General features: G+C 63.5%; 17 protein-coding genes. 10 read left to right on the top strand and 7 right to left on the bottom strand.

Annotated features, from left to right (window positions below):
- Window positions 1-274 precede the first annotated feature (274 nt).
- The 10 genes from ACMO9O_RS08965 to ACMO9O_RS08920 all read left to right on the top strand — a co-directional run bounded on the left by ACMO9O_RS08965 (window position 275) and on the right by ACMO9O_RS08920 (window position 13,450).
- Window positions 275-2,758, top strand: coding sequence for a hypothetical protein (locus ACMO9O_RS08965; RefSeq protein ID WP_418983526.1), 2,484 nt, complete (start codon window positions 275-277; stop codon window positions 2,756-2,758).
- Window positions 2,759-3,078: 320 nt separating this feature from the next.
- Complete coding sequence (locus tag ACMO9O_RS08960; protein ID WP_418983525.1) at window positions 3,079-3,960, top strand: cell division protein FtsX; 882 nt, start codon at window positions 3,079-3,081, stop codon at window positions 3,958-3,960.
- Between the two features lies 1 nt (window position 3,961).
- Window positions 3,962-4,219: a DUF3098 domain-containing protein gene (locus ACMO9O_RS08955; RefSeq protein WP_418983524.1), complete on the top strand. Its 258-nt coding sequence runs from the start codon at window positions 3,962-3,964 to the stop codon at window positions 4,217-4,219.
- 24 nt (window positions 4,220-4,243) lie between these two features.
- A complete protein-coding gene (locus ACMO9O_RS08950) occupies window positions 4,244-5,035 on the top strand; it encodes an undecaprenyl-diphosphate phosphatase (protein WP_418983523.1) in 792 nt (263 codons plus the stop codon).
- Entirely contained in the window at window positions 5,035-5,751 is a 717-nt protein-coding gene (gene truB / locus ACMO9O_RS08945; protein ID WP_418983522.1) for a tRNA pseudouridine(55) synthase TruB, read from the top strand. The genes ACMO9O_RS08950 and truB overlap by 1 nt, the downstream gene beginning before the upstream one ends.
- Window positions 5,752-5,813: 62 nt before the next feature.
- Window positions 5,814-6,863, top strand: coding sequence for a tRNA preQ1(34) S-adenosylmethionine ribosyltransferase-isomerase QueA (queA, locus tag ACMO9O_RS08940; protein WP_418983521.1), 1,050 nt, complete (start codon window positions 5,814-5,816; stop codon window positions 6,861-6,863).
- Window positions 6,864-7,283: 420 nt separating this feature from the next.
- Window positions 7,284-8,090, top strand: coding sequence for a glycogen/starch synthase (locus ACMO9O_RS08935; RefSeq protein WP_418983520.1), 807 nt, complete (start codon window positions 7,284-7,286; stop codon window positions 8,088-8,090).
- Complete coding sequence (locus tag ACMO9O_RS08930; protein WP_418983519.1) at window positions 8,074-9,831, top strand: DUF4270 family protein; 1,758 nt, start codon at window positions 8,074-8,076, stop codon at window positions 9,829-9,831. Before ACMO9O_RS08935 ends, ACMO9O_RS08930 begins: the two co-directional genes overlap by 17 nt.
- A gap of 83 nt (window positions 9,832-9,914) precedes the next feature.
- Window positions 9,915-12,212: a type I DNA topoisomerase gene (gene topA, locus ACMO9O_RS08925; protein ID WP_418983518.1), complete on the top strand. Its 2,298-nt coding sequence runs from the start codon at window positions 9,915-9,917 to the stop codon at window positions 12,210-12,212.
- A 17-nt stretch (window positions 12,213-12,229) separates the two neighbouring features.
- Complete coding sequence (locus tag ACMO9O_RS08920) at window positions 12,230-13,450, top strand: aminopeptidase C (protein ID WP_418983517.1); 1,221 nt, start codon at window positions 12,230-12,232, stop codon at window positions 13,448-13,450.
- A gap of 680 nt (window positions 13,451-14,130) precedes the next feature.
- Here ACMO9O_RS08920 and ACMO9O_RS08915 read toward each other — a convergent pair.
- The 7 genes from ACMO9O_RS08915 to ACMO9O_RS08885 all read right to left on the bottom strand — a co-directional run bounded on the left by ACMO9O_RS08915 (window position 14,131) and on the right by ACMO9O_RS08885 (window position 22,331).
- Window positions 14,131-14,769, bottom strand: a complete 639-nt coding sequence (locus ACMO9O_RS08915; RefSeq protein ID WP_418983516.1) for a pentapeptide repeat-containing protein — start codon at window positions 14,767-14,769, stop codon at window positions 14,131-14,133.
- 288 nt (window positions 14,770-15,057) lie between these two features.
- Entirely contained in the window at window positions 15,058-15,618 is a 561-nt protein-coding gene (locus ACMO9O_RS08910; protein ID WP_418983515.1) for a 4'-phosphopantetheinyl transferase family protein, read from the bottom strand.
- Window positions 15,615-16,895 carry a gliding motility-associated protein GldE gene (gene gldE / locus ACMO9O_RS08905; protein WP_418983514.1) on the bottom strand — a complete coding sequence of 427 codons (1,281 nt, stop codon included), beginning with the start codon at window positions 16,893-16,895 and terminating at the stop codon, window positions 15,615-15,617. Before gldE ends, ACMO9O_RS08910 begins: the two co-directional genes overlap by 4 nt.
- 16 nt (window positions 16,896-16,911) lie before the next feature.
- Window positions 16,912-18,237: a cell division protein FtsZ gene (ftsZ, locus tag ACMO9O_RS08900; protein ID WP_418983513.1), complete on the bottom strand. Its 1,326-nt coding sequence runs from the start codon at window positions 18,235-18,237 to the stop codon at window positions 16,912-16,914.
- Window positions 18,238-18,341: 104 nt separating this feature from the next.
- On the bottom strand, window positions 18,342-19,826 hold the full coding sequence (ftsA, locus tag ACMO9O_RS08895; protein WP_418983512.1) for a cell division protein FtsA: 1,485 nt from the start codon (window positions 19,824-19,826) through the stop codon (window positions 18,342-18,344).
- A 12-nt stretch (window positions 19,827-19,838) separates the two neighbouring features.
- A complete protein-coding gene (locus ACMO9O_RS08890; RefSeq protein ID WP_418983511.1) occupies window positions 19,839-20,939 on the bottom strand; it encodes a hypothetical protein in 1,101 nt (366 codons plus the stop codon).
- Between the two features lie 9 nt (window positions 20,940-20,948).
- On the bottom strand, window positions 20,949-22,331 hold the full coding sequence (locus ACMO9O_RS08885) for a UDP-N-acetylmuramate--L-alanine ligase (protein WP_418983510.1): 1,383 nt from the start codon (window positions 22,329-22,331) through the stop codon (window positions 20,949-20,951).
- Window positions 22,332-22,338: the final 7 nt, after the last annotated feature.

Below are 22,338 nucleotides of genomic sequence, written 5' to 3'. Positions count from 1 at the left end.
TCCCGACCGCCAGTCGTCCGCCGCCGTACTCCGGTCCGGCTCGTGCTGCCGGACGCAAAACAGGCCGAAAGTCGGATTCTCTCCGAGGCGCAGCCCGTCGTAAGCCGAAGTTCATCTATTCGGGCGCAAGCGAGCGCGGAATCGAGCGCTGCTCATAATGCCGGGGCCTGTCCGAGCCGAGGTTTACTTGGGCAAAGATAATGATTTTTCGCAATCGCGGCTCGCGGAGTAGTAGATTTTTCGTACCTTTGGCCGGTAGTTAACCGCTGAAAAAATGGAATTTCCGAAAACGCTCCTGCAACGGCTCCTGCCTACGGTGACGGCGCTCGCCCTCTTTTTCGTGGTGAGCGCGCTCTATTTCGCACCTCAGTTCCGGGGCGAGGCGCTGCCTCAGCACGACGTGATCCAGTATGAGGGCATGTCCCGGGACATCAAGCAGCTGCGCGCCGAAACGGGCGAGGACCCGCAGTGGACGGGCGGCATGTTCGGCGGCATGCCGGCCTACCTGATCAACGTGGCCTATCCGGCGCAGATCGTCAAAAACACGGTGGGTCAATCGGTTAAGATCATCGACACCCCCGCCGGATTCCTCTTCTTCGCCATGACGGCCTTCTGGCTCATGCTGCTCGTCTTCGGCGTCAACCCCTGGGTGGGGATCGTCGGGGCGCTGGCCTACGGCCTTTCGACCTACTTCCTGTTGATTATCGGCGCGGGCCACGTCACCAAGATGTGGGCGATCGTCTACGCTCCGCTGATGATGGGCGGCGCGTGGATGACCCTGCGGCGCAACCACTGGTGCGGGGCGGCGCTCACAGCCGTGGCGGCGTCGCTCGAGATCGGCGCCAACCACCCCCAGATCACCTACTATTTCCTCCTTGCGATGGCCGCCTTCTGGGTGAGCGAGGCCGTCGCCGCCATCCGCGGCAAGCGGCTGCGCGACTTCGGTCTGCGCACGGCGGCGCTGGCCGCGGCGGGGCTGCTGGCCGTCGGGTCGAACTTTTCGCCCCTCTGGTACACGGCCCAGCATACGAAAGACACGATGCGCGGCGGCTCGGAGCTGGCCTCGACCGCCGAGACCTCGCCCCGGGGCCTTGCCATCGACTACGCCACGGCGTGGAGCTACGGCCGCGCGGAGACGTTCAACCTGCTCGTACCCGACTTCATGGGCCGCGAATCGGCCTCGACCTTCCCCGCCGACAGCCAGACGGCCGCCGTGCTCGACGGCTACGGCCTGCGCGGCGCGGCGCAGCAGCTGCCGACCTACTGGGGCGGGCAGCCCTACACCGGAGGGCCGACCTACCTCGGCGCAGCGGCGATCTTCCTCGCGGCGCTGGGTATCGCGCTCGCCCGCGGACGCAACAAGTGGTGGATCGTGGGGATCAGCGTGTTGATGATCCTGCTTGCATGGGGTCATAACCTAATGGGATTCACCGAGTTAGCTTTCAAATACCTGCCCGGCTACAACAAGTTCCGCACCGTTTCGATGACCCTCGTGGTGGTGCAGTGGGCCGTGCCGGTGCTGGGTGCGCTGGCGTTGATGCGCTTGTGGAAAGAGGAGATTCCGCGCGAGCGGCTGCTGCGCGCGCTGGCCTGGTCCGCCGGGGTGACGGGCGGCCTCTGCCTCGTCTTCGCGCTCTTCGGCGGCTCGCTGTTCGATTTCGGGGAGCGCGAGAGCGCCGCCATGATGACCGACCAGTTCCACCGCATCTTCGCGGCCAACGACATGCAGGAGTACCTCGACCGCGGCATGGACGCGGAGTGGGGCGAAGCGACGGCCGTCGCCATGGCCGCCGACCGGGCCGCGATGCTGGAGGCGGACGCCTGGCGGTCGCTGGGGATGATCCTGCTCGCCGCGGGCGCGGTGGCGCTATTCGCGCTGCGGCGGATCAACCGGTACGTTCTGACGGGGCTGCTCGGCGCGGTGATGCTGCTCGATCTGGTTCCGGTGGACCTGCGGTTCCTCTCGGCGGAGGACTTCGTTCCGGCGCGCCGCCGGCAGATCGCCGCCACGGCGGCCGACAAGGCCATCCTCGCGGACAAGGATTTGGGTTACCGGGTGCTCAACCTCACGGTCAGCCCCTTCAACGACGCGACGACCTCCTATTTCCACCGCTCGGTGGGCGGCTACCACGGGGCCAAGCTGGCCCGTTACCAGGACCTGATCGACCGCTACCTGAGCCGGCTGGACGACGGCGTGCTCGACATGCTCAACACGCGCTACCTGATCGTTCCGGGCGACGACGGACAGCCGCTCCCCGAACGCCGCGCGACGGCCTTCGGTCCGGCGTGGTTCGTCGACAGCGTGGTCTACGCCCCCACGGCGCAGGAGGAGATCGACCTGCTGGGTGCGGTGAACCTCCGCACGACGGCGGTCGTCGCCGACAGGGAACGCATCCCCGCGACAGCGCTGACTCCCGACGCTCCGGCGCGGATCGAACTGACCCAGTACCGTCCGAACTACCTCAAATATACCTATTCTACCCCCGAAGAGCGCGTGGCGGTCTTCTCGGAGATCTACTACGACAAGGGGTGGCAGGCCTACGTCGACGGAGTCGAAGCGCCCTATTTCCGCGCCGACTACGTGCTGCGGTCCATGCTGCTGCCCGCCGGGGAGCACATTGTCGAGTGGCGCTTCCGCGCCCCGGCATGGAACGCGGTGGAGGGCGCGACGCTCGCCTGCTCGGTGCTGATCCTTTTGGGTGCGGCCGCGGCGCTGGTATACTGCGTCAGAAAGCGAAAAGAAGGCGGCGACCGCTGAAGCGCTCTCCCGACGGTGGAGGGGTGGACAACCCTTCCAAAACAGAAAACAGGCATTGGAAGAAACTATTAGCGGCAGGAATTTAGAAAAATAAAAGCCTCCCTTTTCAAAGGGAGGTTCGAAGGGATTGTCCATACGTTCATTTTCGAATCGGACAACCCGTCAGCAAAACAGGAAACAGGCATTGGAAGAAACTATTAGCGGCAGGAATTTAGAAAAATAAAAGCCTCCCTTTTCAAAGGGAGGTTGGAGGGATTGTCCATACGTTCATTTTCGTATCGGACAACCCTTCAGCAAAAACAGGAAACAGTCATTCGAAAATGAAAGACGACAGACGTCTCAAAAGAAAGGTCCGCAATTCCTACATCGTATCGACCGTCAGCATGGCGCTCGTTCTGTTCCTGCTGGGTTCGGTGGGGTATCTGATGGTCGCCGCCATGAAGGTGGCCGATACGCTGCAGCAGAGCATTTCGATGACCGTCGAACTGCGCGAAGGACTCACCGCCGAGCGACGCGACGCAATCGCTTCGCAGCTCACCGCGCAGCCGATCGTCCGCACGATCGCCTTCGTCTCCAAGGAGGATAAGATCGAGGACGCCGAGTTCCGCAAGATGTTCGAGAGCCAGATCGAGGAGATTCTGGGCGAGAACCCCCTGCCCGACTCCTACGAACTCACCCTCACGGCCCGGTCGTCGGACAGGGAGCTGATCGCCGCATTCATCGACGCCGTATCGGCGATCGACGGCGTGGAGCGGGTCTCCTACCCGGCGCAGATGGCCGAGCGGCTCCACGCCACGGTGAACAAGATTCGGCTGGTGCTGCTGCTCTTCGGCGGGGCGCTGCTGGTGATCTCGCTGATCCTCTTGAGCAACACGATCCGGCTGGCGATCTACTCGAAACGCTACCTGATCAACACGATGAAGCTCGTCGGCGCGACCAAGTGGTTCATCATGCGGCCGTTCCTGGCCGGCAGCGTCACGCAGGGCATTCTGGCCGGAGCGGGCGCTTCGGCGCTCTTCTGCGCCGCCGTCTACGGGCTGAACGAAGCGGTCCCCGAGCTGCTGACCATCGCCCAGGCGGGCAAGATCGCCCTGATTCTGGGCGCGATGATCGGCGGCGGCATCCTCATTGCGCTGCTATTCACCTTTGCGGCGCTCAACAAATTCGTCAACATGAAGTCGAACAAGATATACCTCTATTAATATGGGAAAGACCCCGAAAAAGACCGACGGGCAGCCGGAGAATCCGCGCCTGCCCCTGACCCGGCGCAACTACGTGATCCTCGCGGCGGGATTCCTCGTCATCCTCCTGGGCTTCGTCCTGATGGCCGGAGGCGGCAGCGATTCGCCCGACGAATTCAACTACGCCATGTTCTCCTGGCGGCGTATCACGCTGGCCCCGATCCTGGTGATCGGCGGCTTCGTCGTGGAGATTTACGCCATCATGAAACGCTACAAGTAACCCCTCCCTCGCCCGAACGTATAAATGGACACCTTACAAGCCATCCTGCTCGGTATCGTGCAGGGTATCACCGAATTTCTGCCCGTTTCGTCGAGCGGTCACCTCCAGATCGCCAAGGCGCTGCTGGGCGTCGAACTGGAGGAGAACCTCACCTTCGACGTGGTGCTGCACGCCGCCACGGTGCTCAGCACGATCGTCGTGCTCTGGAGCGAGGTGTGGCGGCTGCTCAAGGGGCTTTTCTCACGCCGTTTCACCCCCGAGCAGGCCTACGTGCTGAAGATCGTCGTCTCGATGATCCCCATCGGCATCATCGGTTTCCTGTTCAAGGACCGAATCGATGCGATGCTCGATTCGCCCGCGATCCTGGTGATCGTCGGGGCGATGCTGTTGCTCACGGCGGCATTGCTCGCCTTCGCCTACTTCGCCAAGCCGCGGCAAAAGGCCGAAATCTCCTACCGCGACGCCTTCATCATCGGCCTGGCGCAGGCTGCGGCCGCCATGCCGGGCCTCTCGCGCTCGGGCTCGACCATCGCAACGGGGCTTCTGTTAGGCAACCGGAAAGCCGCCGTGGCGCAGTTCTCGTTCCTGATGGTGCTCGCCCCGATTCTGGGCGAAACGCTCCTGACGGCCGCCGAGGGCGGCCTGACGACCGGCGTGGGAGCCGTGCCGCTCGCCGCGGGCTTCGCCGCCTCGTTCGTGACGGGCTGCCTGGCGTGCAAATTCATGATCGAGATCGTCAAACGGGGCAAACTGATCTGGTTCGCCGTCTACTGCGCCGCGGCCGGCATCCTCTCCATCACCAGCTACTTCCTCTGATGAACGAATCACACGACCTGCGCGGCCTCAACTTCGAGGAGGGCTACATCGCCGTGCTGGACAAACCCCTCGAATGGACCTCGGCCGACGTGGTCCGCAAGATCAAATTCACGCTCCGCAAGCTGGGTTACCGCAAGATCAAGGTGGGCCACGCCGGGACGCTCGACCCGCTGGCAACGGGGATTCTCGTGGTCTGCATCGGCCGGGCGACCAAGCTCGTCGACGCCCTGCAGGCCGAGGAGAAGGAGTACGTGGCCGACGTGATGCTGGGGGCCACCACGCCCAGCTTCGACCTGGAACACCCCGTCGACCGGACCTATCCGTGGGAGCATATCGACCGCGAAGCGGTGCTCGGCGCGCTGGCGTCGCTCACCGGAGAGCGGCTGCAAACCCCACCCCGCTACTCGGCGAAGAAGATCGACGGCACGCGCGCCTACGAACTGGCCCGCGCCGGGGAGGAGGTCGAGATGAAGCGGGCCGCGGTGACGATCTACGAGCTGGAGCTGCTCGAATACGCCCTGCCGCGCATCCGCATCCGCGTGAGGTGCAGCAAGGGAACCTACATCCGCTCGCTGGCGCAGGAGATCGGCGAGGCGCTGCAAAGCGGCGCGCACCTCACCTCGCTGCGGCGCACGCGCAGCGGCGGCTTCACCGTCGGCAAGGCGTGGCAGCTGGAGGACTTTCTGGAAAATCTGCAACGGCTTGAAACAAAATAGACTTTTTTGCGTATAATAAATAATTTGTCACTGCCCTCGACGCAGAAAAAGTACCATAACCTATGAAATTATCGCAATACGGCTATGACTTCGCCCCCGAAATGCTGGCGAAATATCCGGCGGAGAACCGCGACGACTCGCGCCTGATGGTCATCAACCGGGCCAAGAAAACCATCGAACACCGCATCTTCAAGGAGATCATCGAGTATTTCGACGAAAAGGACCTCTTCGTGTTCAACAATACCAAGGTCTTTCCCGCGCGTCTCTACGGCAATAAGGAGAAGACCGGTGCGGAGATCGAGATCTTCCTGCTGCGCGAGCTGAACCGCGAGCTGCGGCTGTGGGACGTGCTGGTGGACCCGGCGCGCAAGATCCGCATCGGCAACAAGCTCTACTTCGGCGACGACGACCTGCTGGTGGCCGAGGTGATCGACAACACCACCTCGCGCGGCCGCACGCTGCGCTTCCTGTTCGACGGCTCCTACGAGGAGTTCAAACAGGCGCTCTTCGCGCTGGGCGAAACGCCCCTGCCGAAGTGGGTGCGCGAGAAGGTCGAACCCGAGGACGCCGAGCGCTACCAGACCATCTTCGCCGAGAAGGAGGGCGCGGTAGCAGCCCCGACGGCCGGCATGCACTTCTCCAAACATTTGATGAAACGCATGGAGATCAAGGGAATCGACCGCGCCTTCATTACGCTGCACGTCGGGCTGGGCAACTTCCGCACGGTCGATGTCGAGGACCTCTCCAAGCACAAGATGGACTCCGAGCAGTTCTTCGTCGACGAGGCTGCGGCCGCAGCCGTGAACGGCGCCAAGGAGCAGGGCCGCCGCGTGGTGGCCATCGGCACGACCGTCATGCGCACGCTCGAGACGGCCGTCTCGACCAACGGCATGATCAAGCCGATGGAGGGGTGGACCAACAAGTTCATCTTCGCCCCCTACGACTTCACCGTGGCCGATGCGATGGTCACCAACTTCCACCTGCCCTACTCCACTCAGCTGATGATGGTGGCGGCGTTCGGCGGCTACGACCAGGTGATGAACGCCTACCGTGTCGCCCGCGAGGAGGGCTATCGCTTCGGTACGTACGGCGACGCGATGCTCATCCTCTGACCGCACGGCGGAAACCCGTCCGTGCGTGATGTCCGCCGGCGGCTTTTTCCGCCGCAATCGGAGCCTGCCGCGCCGGGCGGATGCTGCCCAAAGCAGGGATGCCGCAAAAAGCGCGTTGGCCCAGCGGACGGAGCCTGCCACGCAAAGCATGGATGCCGCACAAACCGAACCGCCGGGAACCGAGCCTGCCGTACCGGGCGATGCGACACAAAGCAGCGATGCCGCGTAAAGCGAGTATGCCCCCGGGTGCAGCCTGCCGCGCAAGGCAAATGCGGCACAAAGCAGCGATGCCGCGTAAAGCGAGTATGCCGCCGGGAGCGGAGCCTGCCGCGCGAAGCGGGGATGCTGCGGCGGCAGAAACCCCGAATTTGTTTTTGCCCGCGATTTTTCGTATCTTTGCGGTTATAAACCCCACGAACCATGGTTAGCAAGATTCTGTACGTGTGTCAGCAGATCACTCCCTATCTTCCCGAGACGGAGTCGTCGCAGCTTTGCCGCGCGCTGACGCAGGCGATGCAGGAGCGCGGCAACGAAATCCGCACGTTCATGCCCCGCTACGGCTGCATCAACGAGCGCAGACACCAACTGCACGAGGTGATCCGTCTCTCGGGCATGAACCTCATCATCGACGACAACGACCACCAGCTGATTATCAAGGTGGCGTCGATCCCCGCCGCACGCGTACAGATCTACTTCATCGACAACGACGACTACTTCTCGCGCAAGGCCGCGCTGACCGATGCCGCGGGAGAGTACTTCCCCGACAACGACGAGCGGGCGATCTTCTTTGCCCGCGGCGTATTGGAAACGGTCAAGAAACTGCGCTGGACCCCCACCGTGGTCCACTGCCACGGCTGGTTCTCGGCCGTCGCGCCCGTCTACCTGAAGACGGTCTTCGCCGACGACCCGATCTTCCGCAACGTCAAGGTGGTCGTCTCGCTCTACGACGACGCGTTCCCGGGCGAGCTGGACAAGGGCTTCCGCACGAAGATCGCCAACGAAGGCGTTCAGAATAAAAATCTTGCGATTCTCGACACCCCGTCATACGAAAATCTCTGCCGCTTCGTTATGGAGTATGCCGACGGCGTGGTGGCGGCCTCCGGGAAGATCGACGAAAAGATCCTCTCGATAGCCCGCGCGAGCGGAAAACCGATGCTCGAATACCAGTCGCCCGAAGCGGATGACTTTTTCGATAATTACCTGCGATTCTATGAAGCGATTCAATAAATTCCGCCGCCTGCTCGGCTCGGCCGCCCTCGCGGCCGCAGCCGCCGTGGCGATGCTCACGGGCTGCACCGAGGTGGACGACACGCTGGGTTCGAACCTCGTTCCCGACAACCAGCAGATGAAGGCGGGCTTCCGGTCGCTGCCGGGCATCAAGGAGCAGAACCCGAAGAAATACGTCGAGACGCGCCTGTTCCAGACCGACTCGATCCTCGCCTCGAACATTTCGAACGGCTACCTCGGCTCGACGCTCAGCGACACGCTGGGCCTGCGCACGGCCGGGTTCCTTTCGCAGTACATCAGCTATTACCTGGTCGACTCGGGCTACTTCGGCTTCCGGCCGATCTTCGACTCGGCGCAGCTGCTGCTCTCGGTCAACGGCTACGGCAGCGACACGCTCACGCGGCAGCTGTTCGAGGTCTATGAGGTCATTAGCAACGACTACCTCTACGAGAAGCCCGTCGCCGCCGGCAAGAGCCAGCGCGACACGGCCTTCTACCTCACGTTCGACCCCGAAAACGTCGACTACCTCGACGGCAGCGGGAAGCGCATCATCTCCGAAAAGCCGCTCTTCACCTTCGAGCTGGGCGGCGACAGGGGTCCCGCGACTACGGCCGTGACGATGACCCCGACCGAGGAGGGCAAGAAGTTCGTCAAGCGGCTGATGCTTCACCCGGAGGACTACAAGGAGGGCGATCCGATCGATTACTCGTTTTACAGCACCGACAGCCTCTCGTTCTGGGTCGAGAAGTTCAAGGGGCTCTACATCCGGCCTGCGGCCGTCCAGCCGGAGCTTTCGGCCGCTGCGCCCGGCACGGTCTACTCGCTGTCGCTGGCCGCTTCGGGGCTTTCGATCTACGGGCGTAACCGCGTGAAGGAGGACCCCTCGCTCATCAAGGACACGATCGGCATGGTCTACTACTTCTACGACAGCTACCAAAACACCTACGGCAACGTCTCGGTGAACGTCGTCGACCACGACTACGACCGGGCGACCTCGCCGGCGAAGATCGAGCTTTCGGAGGCGGCGGAGTGGGTGAAGGTGGGCGACCACTACGAGAAGAACCTCCGTCCGGAGAATCCGCGCGCCTACGTGGCGGGCATGGGCGGCGTGGTCACCGAGCTGACCTTCACCGAGCAGTTCTTCGACGAACTGGAGCGCATCATCGAGGCCGAGAACGACGCTTCGGGCAAGACGTTCGAGCGGATGGCGTTCAGCCAGGCGCGCATGTCGGTCTACTTCCCCGCGAGCCATTACGACTGGAACGAAATCAACCCGGCCAACCCGGGACGGCTGATCGCGGAGATGAACGCCGCGCCGACCCGGCTGGGGCTTTACACCGACTACAAGAAGCTCACGCCCGTGGCCGACTACCTCTACGTCTACGAGAACAGCTACGACGTCACGATCGCCTACGGCGGCTACGTCAACCGCAGCCACGGCTGCTATGTGATGGACGTGACCAGCTACATCCAGGAGTTGTGGAACAGCTACCTCTCCCTGAAGCAGCAGGCCGGCGCGACCTACGTCAGCGCCGAGAAGGACCCGGCCGCCCACCGCGTCTGGGCCGAGAAGATCGACTGGACGAAGATCGCCAACCGCACGGTCTACCTCGGACCCGAGGCCTACGACATCTTCACGCCCCGCACCACGGTGCTCCAGGGCGCGGCCACCGAGGGCGGAGCGGCCATCGAAAACAACGCCCCGATCCGGTTCGACCTCACGTACAACCTGGTGAAATAGACCACAAACAGACCGATCTGCGAAACCTAAGTGTACACATGCTTAGGTTTTCGCATTTCTGAAAAGCTACCATACAAAACGCAATGCAGGAAAATTTAGTTATCGTCGAGTCCCCCGCCAAGGCAAAGACCATCGAGAAGTTCCTCGGCAAGGATTTCATCGTCAAATCGAGTTTCGGACACATCCGCGACCTGTCGAAAAAGGACCTGGGCATCCATATCGCCGAGGGGTTCCGCCCCGTCTACGAGATCCCGACCGACAAAAAGAAAGTCGTGGACGAACTCTCGAAACTCGCCAAGTCGAAGACCGTCTGGCTCGCCTCCGATGAGGACCGCGAGGGAGAGGCCATCGCCTGGCATCTGACCGAGGTGCTGGGGCTGCCCGTCGACAAGACCAAACGAATCGTCTTCCACGAGATTACCAAGCGGGCCATCCTCGAGGCCATCGAGCAGCCCCGCACGGTCAACATGAACCTGGTCAACGCCCAGCAGGCGCGCCGCATCCTCGACCGGCTGGTGGGCTTCGAACTCTCGCCCGTGCTCTGGAAGAAAGTGCGCCCCTCGCTCTCGGCGGGCCGCGTGCAGTCGGTCGCCGTGCGGCTGATCGTCGAGCGCGAGCGCGAGATCATCGCCTTTCGCTCGACGCCCTATTTCCGCGTCGTGGCGCAGTTCTACGCCGCCGGAGACCCCGAAAAGACGCTCTTCAAAGCGGAGCTGTCGTCGCGGTTCGACACGCGCGAGGAGGCCGAAAAGTTCCTCCAAAGCTGCATCGGAGCCGATTTCACAGTGGTCCGCGCCGAGGAGAAACCCGCCCAGCGCTACCCCGCGCCGCCGTTCACCACCTCCACGCTCCAGCAGGAGGCCGGGCGCAAGCTGGGCATGTCCGTCTCGCAGACCATGTCCGTGGCGCAGCACCTCTACGAGCAGGGTCTGATCACCTACATGCGTACCGACTCGGTCAACCTCTCGCAGCAGGCGCTGGCCCAGTGCAAGGAGGAGATCATCAAGCTCTACGGCGAAAAATACTCGCGCTGGTTCAACTACAAGACCAAGACCAAGGGGGCGCAGGAGGCCCACGAGGCGATCCGCCCGTCGTACATCGACCGGCAGCAGATCGAGGGCACGCCCGCCGAAAAAAAGCTCTACGACCTGATCTGGAAGCGGACCGTCGCCTCGCAGATGGTCTGCGCCGAACTGGACCGCACGACGGTGGCGATCGACATTTCGGGGTCGTCTCTGCAATTCGTCGCCACAGGCGAGGTGGTCCGCTTCGACGGCTTCCTGCGGCTCTACTCCGAGTCGACGGACGACGATCAGGCCGCTGAAAGCGGCGAAGGGCTGCTGCCGAAGATGGCCCCGGGCGACCGCGTGACGGCCACGCAGATCACCGCCACGGAGCGCTTCACGCAGGCGCCCGCGCGCTACAACGAAGCCTCGCTGGTCAAGCGCCTCGAGGAGCTGGGCATCGGCCGCCCGTCGACCTACGCCCCGACCATCACCACGATCATCAACCGCGGCTACGTGGTCAAGCAGAACCGCGACGGCCAGAAGCGCGGCTACGTGCAGCTCACCCTCACGGGCGACAAAATCGCGGCCAAGAACCTCACGGAAAACGTCGGCAAGGAGAAGAACCGCCTCTCGCCCACCGACATAGGGATGGTGGTCAACGACTACCTGGAGACGCAGTTCGGCCCGATCATCGACTACAACTTCACGGCCAGCGTCGAAAAGGAGTTCGACCGCGTGGCCGAGGGAGACATCACCTGGGACCGCATGATCGGCGACTTCTACGGTCCGTTCCACACGATGGTCGACACGGCCATCGGCACGCAGACCGACAAGCGCGGACAGGCCCGCATCCTGGGCAACGACCCCGCGACGGGGCACGTGGTCAAGGCGCGTATCGGGCGTTACGGCCCGATGGTCGAGATCGAGGGCGAGGAGGGGGCCAAAGGGCGCTTCGCCTCGCTCAAGAAGGGGCAGCTGATCGAGTCGATCACCCTGGAGGAGGCGCTGGAGCTCTTCGCGCTGCCCCGCGCGCTGGGCGAACTGGACGGCGAGGAGCTGATAGTCGGCATCGGCAAGTACGGTCCCTACGTCCGCTACGGCAAGTCGTTCGCCTCGCTGCAGAAGGGCGACGACCCCTACACGATCGGCTACGACCGCGCCGTGGAGATCGTCCGCGCCCATCAGGCGGCGGCCGCGGCGGCCAATACCCCGCTGCGCAGCTTCGCCGAGGATGCCGACATGCTGGTCAAGAACGGCCGCTACGGTCCCTACATCGCCTACAAGGGGAAGAACTACCGCATTCCCAAGGGCGCGAAACCCGAGGAACTGACGCTCGACGACTGCCTCGGGATCGTCGCCGCCTCGAAAAAATAACCCAAAACCGCTTACCGATGAAACTACCGCTCACCCTTTTGACGCTCGCCGCGGCCCTCGCCACGGCCGGAACCGCCTCTGCGCAAACCCCCGAAAAGACCGACTCGACCCAAGGGTACGTCTTCACCGACCTGAGGACCCTTCCCTCGACCCCCGTCAAGAACCAGCACCGCAGCGGAACCTGCTGGTGCTTCTCGACGATGACTTTTCTCGAGAACGAGATCGTAAGGGCGGGCGGACCCGAACTGCACCTTTCGGAGATGTGGATCGTGCGCAACTCTTTCATGGAGAAGGCCGAGAAGTACGTCCGCCTGCACGGAGCGCTGAACTTCGCGGAGGGCGGCGCTTCGCACGACGTGATCGAGGGGATCAAAACCTACGGCATCGTCCCGTTCGAGGTCTATCCCGGGCTGAACTACGGAACCGACAAGCCCGACTTCCACGAACTTTCGCGGGTGCTGAAAGCCTACCTCGACGCGGTGATCGCTGCGGCAGGAACCTCCGACCTCAAGCCGCTCTCGACGGCGTGGAAACGGGGGTTCAATGCTCTGCTGGACGAATATTTCGGGGAAATGCCCGAACGGTTCACCTACGCCGGAAAGAGCTACACCCCGCAGGAGTTCGCCGCGCAGCTGCCCCTCGACCTGGACGACTACGTGGACCTCACCTCCTTTACGCACCACCCCTTCTACGCGGAGTTCATCCTGGAGATTCCCGACAACTGGATGTGGTCCGCATCGTGGAACCTGCCGCTCGACGAGCTGATGGCCACGATCGACCATGCGCTCGAAAACGGGTACACCGTCGCCTGGGGCACGGACGTGAGCGAAAAGGGATTCAGCCGCACGAAAGCCATCGGCATCGTCCCGGAGGCCGACCCGGAGGGGATGAACGACACCGAAGCTGCCCGGTGGGGCCAGCTCACCGAGAAGGAGAAAGAGGAGGCGCTCTACAAGTTCGACAAGCCGGGCCGCGAGCGCACGATCACGCAGCAGATGCGCCAGACGGCGTTCGACAACTACGAGACCACCGACGACCACGGCATGGTCATCGTGGGCACGGCCGTCGACCAGGCGGGCAACCGCTATTTCAAGGTGCAGAATTCGTGGGACGTTCGGCCGCCCTACGGCGGGTTCTGGTACTTCTCGCGGCCGTTCGTGGCCTACAAGACCACCTCGATCACCGTCAACCGCAACGCCGTTCCCAAAACGATCCGCCAAAAGCTGGGCTGGGAGTAGTACGGGACGCAGGCAGGCTCCGATGGCCGGGCGACTGACTATGCCGTCCGATCGCAGTCCCGAAATGCCAAGAGGGGCGGATCGGGCAACAGCCTGCGGAGGCGTGTACCGTGCGGATCACCGCGGCCCGAGCTGCGGCCTCGTGGAGGAGTGCGAAAAGCGGGGCCTCTGGAGGCTGCTGCCCGACAGACCGAAAGACTTCGGGGCTGTTCCAGTCCGTGCAGGCTGCCCCTCTTCCTTCGGAAGCCCCATACCTCCTCCATAAGGCTGTCGCAAGCCATATGCCCCTATAAAAACCAGCCCGGCCATCAGGTCGGGCTGTTCCATTATGGTTGCCCCTCTTCCTTCGGAAGTCCCATACCTCCTCCATAAGGCTGTCGCAAGCCGTATGCCCCCTATAAAAACCAGCCCGGCCATCAGGTCGGGCTGGTTCGTTATGGAAGTTTTAAAAGTTGCTTTTTTAAGGGAGATTAAAGCTCTCGCTGTTTGATGCTCTCTCCCAACATAATCAGGGCGGTACGGAACCACTCGTTGATCTTCTCCTTCATACTCCGTGAATTTACTTAGTTATTAAAAAATTTTATCATCTAAGACGGGGGCAAAAGTAATACCACGGAGGATAACTTCCAAATATTTTATTAAGAATTTTTACTAAATATGTAAATTTTTTGAATAACTCACTAATCCTCAATCTCTACGCCCAACAGACGGATCAGGTCGAGTGCCTGCAAACGATTGATTTTTAATCCTTTCAATTCATACGAATCGATTTCGCGCACCCGCAGGCCCCGAATGTCGCAGCTTGCGAACGAGATACCCCGCAGCCGCGTACCGCTAAAATCGCTCTCGGTGAGGTCGCATCCGTCGAACGCCGTGCGCTCCAGCCGGCACGCATCGAACGCCGCTCCGTGCAGTCCGCACCCCTCGAAGCGAACCTGACGGGCGCGCAGCAGCGCGAATGAAGCCAGCGGGGCCTTGCAGCCAACGAACGACACATCCCGCAGGGTCGCTTCGGCGAAGCCCGCACCCAGGAGTTTGCACGTCTCGAAACGGACCCGCTGGAGGCAGGACCCCTGCCAGTCGACATTCGAGAGGTCGCAGTTGCGGAAAACGACGTCCGTAATTCGCGCCCCATGCAGCGCGCAGGCGGGAAAGAGGCAGCCGGTGAATGTGCAGCCGTCGACCTCCAGGTGCTCGCGCCGGAGCACCGGGATCGCTCCGCGGAATGCACAGCCCTCGATCTGCTCGTCGGCGGTCAGGCGCGTCGGGTCCCCGTCCGAAAGCGGGGCGGAAAACTGCGGTACGGCTGGTTCTGTCATCGGTTCTTCGGATTCGATGCCGCCGCAACCAGCGGCGACGGGATAAATGTACGCTTTTTCCGACAAACCCGGAAACGCGGTCCGGCATTTTTCGCCCGTTTTGCGCAAAGGCAAAACGGCTTACCTCAGCAAACCGCGGACAGGGACGGAAAACGCATCGTTCCCGGTGCCGGCGACCTGACCCAGATCGGGCCGGAAGGCCCTCCGATCTCGGTCTGAGGCAATCCGCATCTGCCGCAGAACCGCAAGCGCTTCCCGGCATTCCTTGCCTTGGAGGCGTTCGCAAAATCAAAGGATCAAGACCACGGCGTAACCCGCATCGAAGCGGACCGTAAGTTCGACCGGCTCCCCGTTCCGAATGCGTCCGGTGAGTTTCCCGCCAGTCGGGTCCGCCCGCTCGATGCGCAGGTCGCGCAGCAGATCGAGCCCTTTGCGCCCCGCATACTTGTAGAGGGTCTCCTTGGCGCACCAGGCTATCAGCGGGAAAAGCGGATCGTCGGACAGGGCGCGCTCCGCCGCGGTCAGAAAGCGCTCCGTCACCCCGGCGACCGACCGATCGACGGGTTCGATGTCGACGGCGCAACGGGCGTCCGAAAGCAGGACGGCCACCCGGTCCCGGCAATGGGCCACGGAGATATGAACGGGGTAATTTTCGACCACGGGCGCCCCCGCACCGTCGTAGGCGATCCGGGCATCGGCTCCGACCTCGCGCCGCACCATTGCCCGCCACGCAAGGTATTCGCGGCGGCGACGGGGCGGCATCCTGCCCGCTGCGGCCAGCTCGGCAGCGGTCGCCCACCGCGCGGCCTCGCACTCCTCCATCGGGGGTTCGACCACCAGCCGTCTCATGGCAGGTCGACGCGAATCTTGTCGATGCGGTGGCCGTCCATCTCCTGCACCGTGAAACGGATGGCGTGCGAGGTGAAGACGTCCCCCTTGCGCGGGAAGTCGCGCTTGAGTTCGAGCATCAGCCCCGCCAGCGTCTCGGCCTTGCCCCGCACGTCGGAGAAGGTCTCCTCGTCGAGATCGAGCACGCGCTCGAAGTCGCCGATATGGGTCTTGCCGTCGAAGAGGTAGCGTTTGGCATCGAGGCGCGTGTAGAGGCTCTCGTCGTTGTCGCTCTCGTCCGAGATTTCGCCGACGATCTCCTCGATGATGTCCTCCAGCGACACCAGCCCCAGCGTCGAACCGTACTCGTCGACCACGATGGCCATGTGGACCTTGTTCGACTGGAAGTCGGCCAGCAGGTCGTTGATCTTCTTGTGCTCGGGCACGAAGTAGGGCTTGCGGATCAGCTTCTGCCAGCCGAATTCGTTGCCGTGGTTGATGTAGGGCAGCAGGTCTTTGACGTACAACGTGCCGCGGATGTTGTCCATGTCCTCCTGGTAGACGGGGATGCGCGAGAACCCCGAGTCGATGATCGTCCGCTTGACCGTCTCGTAGTCGTCGGTCATGTCGAGCGCCGTGATGTCCACGCGGGGCTTCATAATCTCCTGCACCTCGGTGTTCACGAAGTTGACGATGCCAGAGAGCATCACGTGCTCCTCGGGGCTGGAACTCTGCGTGAGGTCCACGGCGTCGGCCAGCTCGTCCAGCGACAGCTCGCTGCGGTGCGAAGCCTTCTCGCTGATGCGGCTGCTCGTGCGCACGAGCACGTAGGACAGGGGGTAGAACAGCCACCGCAGCGCCACGAGCGGACGGGCGACCAGCGAGGCGAAGCGAACAGGAGCCGTCTGCGCCAGCACTTTGGGCAGTATCTCGCCGAAGAGCAGCAGCAGGAAGGTCACCAGCACGGTCTTGAACAGGAACTCGAAGCGGCGGAACGTGAAGAGCGTGTCGATGATGTTCGACGAAAGGATGACGATGCAGATATTGACCAGGTTGTTGACCACCAGAATGGTGGCCAGCAGCAGGTCGACCTTTCCCAGCAGGCGCAGCACCGCCTCGGACGAGGCGGTCGTCCGCGTTTTTAAGCGCTGCACATCGCTGTGGGAGAGCGAAAAGAAAGAGGTCTCGGCTCCCGAAACCAGCGCCGAGACGCACAACAAGGCGAGCGTCAGGACGCACAACACGGCCAGATGGGCCGTGAAGCCGTTGTAGGTGATCCAATGGGTCGCAGTATCCAAATCGGCAGCGGATTGGTTAGTCGAAGAGCGACCCGCCCTTCGGCTCCTCCGGCGGGGTCTCGCTCTGCGGAGCCTCCTCGCGCAGCACCTCCTTGCGGCCGCCGGGCATCTGCACGACAAACTTCGAGTTGCGCGACTGGTAGGCGGGTTTGGCCAGCAGCAGGTCGATGTTGCTGTAACGCGTCGGCTTGGCGCCGAGCATCACCAGCTCGGGCTGGCGCGGCGCCGCGGCGCGGGGCTGCGGCTTGATGGGTTCGAGCACGGGCGCGGCGGCCGGCTCCGGACGCACCGGTTCGACGACGCGGGCCGGGGGGATGATCTGCTTCATCACGCCCTGCTTCGTCTGGGCGTCGAATCCCGTGGCGACGACCACCAGCTCGATGGCTCCGCCCAGCTGCGGCTTCTCGCTCGTACCCCAGATGATGTTGGCATCGTGGATCACGCCGTTCTCGTCCTGCACGCTGGCATGCGCCTGAATGTACTCCAGAATGCGCACGACCTCCTCGTACATCAGCTGCTCGGCGTTGGCCACCGAAATGTTGAGCAGGATATTCTTCGCGCCCGAGATGAGGTTGTGATCCAGCAGCGGCGAGCGCAGCGACGCCTCGGCGGCCACTTCGGCGCGGTTGTCGCCGTCGGCCGTGGCGACGGCCATGTGGGCGCGGCCGCTGTCGCGCATGACCTTCGACACGTCGGCGAAATCGACGTTCACCAGGTCGCTCTCGACGGTGATGATCTCGGCGATGCCCTTCGTGGCCGAGGCCAGGATGTCGTCGGCTTTGCCGAACGCCTGCTTGAGCGACAGGCGGCCGTATATCTCGAGAATGTTCTCATTGTTGATAATCAGCAGCGAATCGACGTTCTGCCGCAGCTCCTCGATGCCGCGGAACGCCTGCTCGTAGCGGATCTTCCCCTCGACGGCCAGCGGCGAGGTGACGATGGCCACCGTCAGCAGCCCCATCTCGCGGGCCAGCTTGGCGATGACGGGCGAGGCGCCCGTACCCGTACCGCCGCCCATGCCGGCGGTAATGAAGAGCATCTTGGTTCCGGCCTCCTCCAGCTGCTGCCGGATTTCGGGCAGCGATTCGACCGCGGCGCGGCGACCGTTCTCCGGGTCGTTCCCCGCCCCGAGGCCCTCGCTGCCGAGGCGAATCTTCAGCTCCACGGGGCTTTTGTCGAGCGCCTGCTGGTCCGTGTTGCAGACCAGAAACGTCACGCCCCGAATCCCGAGCGTCCACATGTGATTCACGGCGTTGCCGCCTGCGCCGCCGACCCCCACCACGGTGATGATCGACCCTTTGGCAGGCGTCGCCTTGATCTCCGATATCAAATCGTCCGTCATATCTGTCTCTCTTTTTTTACCTGACAATGCCGCCGGCATGGCCGAAAAAAGCCTCCGGCCGGAAAGCTGCGGACCTGCATACCGCAAAGACCGACCTCCCCCGGCTAAATCTCCTCGTCCTCGGCGGCGGTGAAACTGTTGTTGAGCTTATTGATCGCCCCCATGACGATCGAGCCTAAGCTGCGCTTGCGCCGAGGCTCGGCCGCGGTCTGCTCCTCCGAAGCGGTCTCTTCCTCCGGCTCTTCGGGCTGCGGCTCCTCCTGCACGGGCGCACCGGCCGTCTGCGGGAAGCGGGGCGGCACGTGACGGAATTCGGGTCCCGACTGCGGGTGCGGCGGCCGGAAACCGGCCGGCTGTCCGGGTTGAACGGGCTGAACGGCGGATTTGGCTCCGGGCACGGCGGCGTTTGCCGGTGCACGGTCGACCACCACGCTCGAACCGCCCGCCTCGGCGCCCTTGCGCAGGATGCCGACGGCCGCAGCGAAGGCGGGATCGTTCACGCGCTCCTTCGACTCCTCGGTGATTCCCGCCTCGGGCACGGCGACGCGCACGTCCATGCCCGTCACGCGGCGGAACAGCTCGTCGAGGTCCTTCAACCGGGCCGAACCGCCCGTGAGCACGATGCCGTAGGCCAGCTTCCCGGCGTAGCCCGAATCCTTGATCTCCTGCGCGACAAATTCGGCGATGTCCGTGGCGCGCGCCTCGATCACCGTCGCCAGGTTGCGCAGCAGGATGTCCTTCGCCTCGCGGGCCGTACGGCCGTTGACGCGGACCAGCTTGTCCTCGGGGGCCAGCTCGGCCACCGCCGAGCCGTATTTCTGCTTGAGGCTCTCGACGTACTTCTCGGGAACGCTCATGGTGCGGATGTCGCGGTTGATGGCCGAAGCGCCCATCGGGATCGTAGCCACGTAGCGGACCACGTTGCGGTAGTAGACCGCCACGTCGGTAACCCCGCCGCCGATGTCGACCACCGCGGCGCCCTCCTCTTTCTCGTCGGGCAGCAGCACCGCCTCGGCCGCGGCCAGCGCGCCGGGCACGACGCCCAGCAACCGGATGCCCAGCCGTTTGAGCGCCATGTCGAGGCGCTGCAACGGGGTTTTGAGGCAGAGGATGAAGTTGAATGTCGAGGAGAGTTTCTTGCCGAACGAACCTACGGGGTTTTTCACTTCCTGGCTGTCGTCGACCAGGTAGTTCTGCGGAACGCGCTCCATGATGGTCTCGTCGTCGGGGGCCTGCACGTTGCGCATGCGCTCGAACAGCGCCTCGACGTCCTTCTGGTCGACGCCGTTCTGCGGATCGTAGACGAATACGTGGTCCGTATGGCGGGCGCAGCGCACGAAGTCGCCCGAAATGCCTGCATAGGCCTCCGTGACGCGGATGCCCAGCTGCTGCTCGACCTCAGACACGGCCTCGCGGATGGCGCTGCCGACCAGTTCGATATTCTCGATTCTGCCCGCATGGACTCCCTCGACGGGTTTCCGGGCCACGCACACCACCTCGAGCGGTCCGTCGGCGGTAGGCTCCCCGACAGCCACCGTGACGTTCGATGAACCCAGGTCAACGGCGATGGTATAATTCTTTCTTTCCACGGTATCCTCCTGTTATTTGCTGCAAACCACCTGGTCGTCGTATCGGATGTCGATCGTGCGGTACTCGTCCCACCCGATGCGGGAGAGACCGCGGCGGTAGAACCGCATGAGTTTTTCGAACTTCTCCTCCGCATTTTCCAGCCGTCCGAAACGGATCGTATGCCGGCCGCTGCGGGGGATCAGATCCACCTCCAAAGCGCCGCTGGGGACCGTCCGGGCCACGATCTGGACCACTTCCGACCTCCAGAAATCATCTTCCTCGACTTTCTCCACAAAGGTAAGGAGATTCATGAAATCTTCGTACGTTTTCTCCAACTTTTTTTGTTTGCGACGCTCGGCCTCCTGCTCCGCGGCGATCCGGTCGATCCCCTGCTGCACCATGCGCGCTTCATAGCGATAATCGCGCCGTTTTTGCGCTTTGTAGCGTCGCAGCTCCTCGACGCGCGTCTCGAATTCGCGCGCGCTTTCCAGCCGCCACCACCGCCGCTTGACGCGCATGCGCCGCAGCGCAGAGAGGTTGCGGTCGTTCTTCAGCTCGCGCTTGTAGAAGGGATACTTCTCGTGTTCCAGTTGGGCGATGCGGCCGTCGATGCGGCGCAGCTCGCCGTCGATATACTCCCGGGCGTCGCCCGTATGGTCCGCCGGAAAGGGCGGACGGTAGGAGCCGGTCACCACGGGCACATAGAGCGACGAGGCGCGCGGCGCCGAGAAGACGAACCCCTCGCGCGTCACATAGGAGTTCACCCCGTCGGTGAGCAGCCGCAGCAGCGGCTTGCGCTGGCTGATCTCGATGCGCAGCACGCCGCGGTAGGTGACGTAGGCCGCCACCCGGTCCACGAAGCCGTTGCGGGCGATGAGCTGCTCGAGGGCCGTCAGATCGACCGCATCGACCCGCTCGCCGACAGTTTGAATATCGCTCCGGGCGATCCAGCCGCGGACGCTGCCGGTCGAGACCAGATGCCCCTGCGAGGTGCTGTCGACCACCTCGATCTCCAGCGCGCGGACCTTCCGTTCGCCCCGCCGGGCGTGTGCGGTCGCCGCCGCATAGGCGACGTATGCGGCCACGGCGCTCCACATAAGGGCGAGCAGGGCGTATCGAATCCACGGCTTCACGGTCGGTGCTTAACTTTTGCGTCCGAGTCGTTCGGCCAGCTCCCGGCAGCAGGCGTCGATGTTGCCCGCGCCGAAGCTCACCACCACGTCCGTGGGCATCGCGGCCACCTCGTCGGCCAGCCGTTCGCGCTCCACGATGCGGCACGGCACGGCGATGCGTTCGGCAATGATCTCCGACGCGATGCCCGGGATAGGCTCCTCGCGCGCCGGGTAGATCGGCAGCAGGACCACCTCGTCGGCGTGGGAGAGCGCTTCGGCGAACTCCTTATACAGGTCGCGCGTGCGGGTATAGAGGTGGGGCTGGAAGAGGGCCGTAATCCTCCGTCCGGGGAACATCTTCCTGACGGAGGTCAGCGCGGCGGTCAGTTCGCGCGGATGGTGGGCGTAGTCGTCCATATAGACCTGCCGGGGTGTGTTGACCCAGAACTCGAAGCGCCGCTTGACGCCCGAGAACGCTGCCAACCCCTCGCGCAGCCGGTCCGGATCGAGCGGTACACCTTCGGCCCGGGCCGCGCACCACACCATCGCCGCGGCCGCCACCGAGTTCTCCACGTTGACCCAGCCCGGAATGCCCAGCGTGCAGCCGGCGATCACCCCGTCGGGGGTCACGATGTCGTAGCGGTAGTGACCGCCCGCGAGCAGGGTGACATTGCGGGCGTAGAAGTCGCACGGCTCATCGAAAGCGTAGCGGTAGCGGGTGATGCCGGGGTTGTCGATATTCAGATCGACCCCCTTTTTCAGGATGAGCGACCCGCCCGGGCGGATCTGCCCCGCGAACTGCGCGAAAGCCTCACGGACGGCCTCGTGCGTGCCGTAAATATCGAGGTGATCGGCGTCGGCCGAAGTGATGACGGCCACGTCGGGCCACAGGCGCAGGAACGAACGGTCGAACTCGTCGGCCTCGACCGCCAGCCGCGGCCCGTCGCCAAGCACGAGGTTGCCCCCGAAATTCTTCGAGATGCCGCCCAGAAAGGCCGAGCCGCCCCCCGTCAGCGCCCGGTTGAGCCACGCCACCAGCGTCGAGGTGGTGGTCTTGCCGTGCGTGCCCGCAACGGCCATCACGTATTTGCCCGCGGAGAGGTGGCCCAGCATCTGGGAGCGTTTCTCGATGCGGAACCCTTCTTGGGTGAAGTAGCGCAGCTCGCCGTGCTCCGCCGGGATGGCGGGCGTATAGACCACCATCGTCGTTCGGGGATCGCGGAACGGCGCGGGGATCAGCCCGATGTCGTCGGTATAGTGGATGGCCGCACCCTCGGCTTCCAGCTCGGCCGTGAGCGGCGTCGGCGTGCGGTCGTAGCCCGCCACCGCACAGCCCTCATGCAGGAAATAGCGGGCCAGGGCGCTCATGCCGATGCCGCCGATACCCAGAAAGTAGATATTCTCGAATTGCATATTATGA

The sequence above is a fragment of the Alistipes sp. genome (genome assembly GCF_048465635.1).
GTDB lineage: Bacteria > Bacteroidota > Bacteroidia > Bacteroidales > Rikenellaceae > Alistipes.
The sequence above is the reverse complement of the archived record's forward strand: the minus strand, read 5'-3'. Positions and strand labels throughout refer to the sequence as shown.

Coding starts and splice junctions, on each gene's coding strand:
- ACMO9O_RS08955 (WP_418983524.1), top strand. CDS start 3,962: ATGGGAAAGACCCCGAAAAAGACCGACGGGCAGCCGGAGAATCCGCGC.
- ACMO9O_RS08885 (WP_418983510.1), bottom strand. CDS start 22,331: ATGCAATTCGAGAATATCTACTTTCTGGGTATCGGCGGCATCGGCATG.
- queA (WP_418983521.1), top strand. CDS start 5,814: ATGAAATTATCGCAATACGGCTATGACTTCGCCCCCGAAATGCTGGCG.
- truB (WP_418983522.1), top strand. CDS start 5,035: ATGAACGAATCACACGACCTGCGCGGCCTCAACTTCGAGGAGGGCTAC.
- ACMO9O_RS08950 (WP_418983523.1), top strand. CDS start 4,244: ATGGACACCTTACAAGCCATCCTGCTCGGTATCGTGCAGGGTATCACC.
- ACMO9O_RS08910 (WP_418983515.1), bottom strand. CDS start 15,618: ATGAGACGGCTGGTGGTCGAACCCCCGATGGAGGAGTGCGAGGCCGCG.
- ACMO9O_RS08930 (WP_418983519.1), top strand. CDS start 8,074: ATGAAGCGATTCAATAAATTCCGCCGCCTGCTCGGCTCGGCCGCCCTC.
- ACMO9O_RS08935 (WP_418983520.1), top strand. CDS start 7,284: ATGGTTAGCAAGATTCTGTACGTGTGTCAGCAGATCACTCCCTATCTT.
- ACMO9O_RS08960 (WP_418983525.1), top strand. CDS start 3,079: ATGAAAGACGACAGACGTCTCAAAAGAAAGGTCCGCAATTCCTACATC.
- ACMO9O_RS08920 (WP_418983517.1), top strand. CDS start 12,230: ATGAAACTACCGCTCACCCTTTTGACGCTCGCCGCGGCCCTCGCCACG.
- ACMO9O_RS08965 (WP_418983526.1), top strand. CDS start 275: ATGGAATTTCCGAAAACGCTCCTGCAACGGCTCCTGCCTACGGTGACG.
- ACMO9O_RS08915 (WP_418983516.1), bottom strand. CDS start 14,769: ATGACAGAACCAGCCGTACCGCAGTTTTCCGCCCCGCTTTCGGACGGG.
- topA (WP_418983518.1), top strand. CDS start 9,915: ATGCAGGAAAATTTAGTTATCGTCGAGTCCCCCGCCAAGGCAAAGACC.
- ftsZ (WP_418983513.1), bottom strand. CDS start 18,237: ATGACGGACGATTTGATATCGGAGATCAAGGCGACGCCTGCCAAAGGG.